The sequence below is a fragment of the Streptomyces sp. genome, assembly GCF_050698815.1.
Taxonomy (GTDB): Bacteria; Actinomycetota; Actinomycetes; order Streptomycetales; family Streptomycetaceae; genus Streptomyces.
Genome location: NZ_JBOHCV010000212.1, coordinates 1 through 1,981 on the forward strand (window position 1 = coordinate 1; position 1,981 = coordinate 1,981).

The window sequence follows — 1,981 nt, forward strand, 5'->3', positions numbered from 1 at the left end:
CCTCACCCACCCGTTCCCGCGGTCGGTGCTACTTCTTGGCGATCCCGTCGAAGACGCCCTTGGCTTCCTTGCCGATCCGCGCGCCGGCCAGCCAGCCGCCCGTGACCGGGCCGATGGAGGTGACGGACAGCAGCTGCCCGCCGCTCGGGCTGAGCCAGCCGCCGCCGGAGGAACCGCCGGTCATGGTGCAGCCCACGCGGTACATCGTGGGCTGGTCCGGGTCGATCGTCAGCCGGCCCGGCTTGCCGGCGCAGCTGTACATCTTCGACCCGTCGAACGGAGGTGCCGCCGGGTAGCCGTGCGGCGTCAGGCTCGGAATGGCCTTCACCCGGGGAGTGTTGAAGTTGACCTTCGCGGCCTTGCCGACGGTCTCCTGCAGCGACGGGCCGGGCTTCTTGTCCTCCGGCTGCACCTTCAGCACGGCGAAGTCCTGGGACGCGCCCCTGCCGCCGGTCTTGGACCCCGCCTTGATCCAGTGGTCCGTGGTTCCCGCGTACTTCGCCCACCAGACGCCGTCCGGGGCGACGTCCTCGCGTGCCGCCTTCTCCAGCTGGGCGTTGGACAGGCCCTTGGGGTTGTACCGCGGCACGAAGACGACGTTGCGGAACCAGCCGCCGCTGCTGCCCGCGTGCACACAGTGTCCGGCGGTGGCCACGAGGTTGGACTTGCCGGGGTGTTCGGGATCGGTGACGACGGTGGCCGAGCAGACCATGGAGCCCTTCGGGGTGTCCATGAAGACCTTGCCGACCGGCGGAGTGCTCTTGGTGTAAGGAAGCCTGACCGGCTTGGCCTTGACCCGGGCCGGGGTGGGGTCGGTGACGCCCTCGTCCTCGCCGGTTCCGTTGTCGCCGCCGCTCCCGCCGTCGTCGATCTCGTCGTCATCGACCTTGCGGTCGTTGCCGTCGGCGTCCTTCATCCGGTCCGGGTCCCAGAGGTCCTCGATGATCGGGTTGACGAAGTCCTTGGCGGCGCGCAGCCATTGATCCCGGTCCCAGTTCTTCCATGCGCCGTTACGCCACTTGTCCAGGTCGTCGAGGGAGCTGGGGAGGTCCTTGGGGAGCTTGTCCGGCAGGCCCAACTCCCGCTTCTCGTCCTTGTCCGGCCGTGCCGCAGACGCAGAGGCGCTGGGCTTGCCGTCCGCGTTGTCGTCTTCCGGGCCGCACGCCGTTGCGGTGACGGCCAGCGCGGCGACGACCGCGACCACGGCCGTCGCGCGGCGACGCCGCGCGGACCGGAGGTTGGCTGACATGAATGAACTCCCCCTGAACTGATTCGTATTGCCTCTTGAGTTGTCATGAACCTCGCTGGAGCGGGACGGGGTCTCCCCGGCGAAGCCAGGGCCCCACTATGCCCGGTGAGTTGGGGGACGGGTGCGGCAGGGTCGACGGTTCCGACCGGTTCACTTCACAGATCTTCACCTGAGCCGTGATTCGACGGCGGTGGCTTCGTTGGTACGGACGGGGGACAGGGCTCGCTCGCCGGCGCGCCACGTCGACACCGGAGGAGACCTCATTGAGCCCGCGTTCCGGATCCGAAGACATCCCACGAGAGCCGGGCAGCGAACCGTTCGGCCGTCTCGTCGACTCCGCCGCCGTGCCACGGCAGCTGCAGCGCACGGCACGGGAAGCCGACGTGGCGGCGGAACCGACGGCGGTGTCCGGCGATGCCGCGGTGCCGGACCCGGCGACCGAGGCCGACGCCGCCGCGACCGAGAACCTGCTGCGCTGCTGGGTACGGGAGCACGACCTCCCGCGGCCTGCGGAGGACTCCCTCCGTCTCTCCCTGGACGCCACCGGCATCGTTCTGCGCGTACCGGTACGCCACTGGTCGGCCACGGGCTGGCACCGCTTCGGTCCGCCCCGCCCGTACAAGGGCGGCGGCGCCCCCGTCGAGGCCGCACCCCTCGACGCGGTGACACTCGCCGCGCTCCTGGGCCGCGAGGCGGCGTCGCGGTCACGCGCTGGCGCGGGCGGCGCGGGCG

Annotated in this window: 1 protein-coding gene and 1 pseudogene; one reads left to right on the forward strand and one right to left on the reverse strand. The window is 70.8% G+C overall.

Annotated features, from left to right (window positions below):
* Window positions 1-28 precede the first annotated feature (28 nt).
* Window positions 29-1,249, reverse strand: a complete 1,221-nt coding sequence (locus ACRDP3_RS07965; protein WP_431516141.1) for a trypsin-like serine peptidase — start codon at window positions 1,247-1,249, stop codon at window positions 29-31.
* Window positions 1,250-1,512: 263 nt separating this feature from the next.
* Between ACRDP3_RS07965 and ACRDP3_RS07970 the strand changes: the two are divergent.
* Window positions 1,513-1,981 (forward strand): annotated as a pseudogene (locus tag ACRDP3_RS07970) (iron transporter); the annotation flags it as partial.

Bases quoted from the DNA above. Each gene is read 5' to 3' on its own strand.
- ACRDP3_RS07965 (WP_431516141.1), bottom strand. From the start codon at position 1,249: ATGTCAGCCAACCTCCGGTCCGCGCGGCGTCGCCGCGCGACGGCCGTG.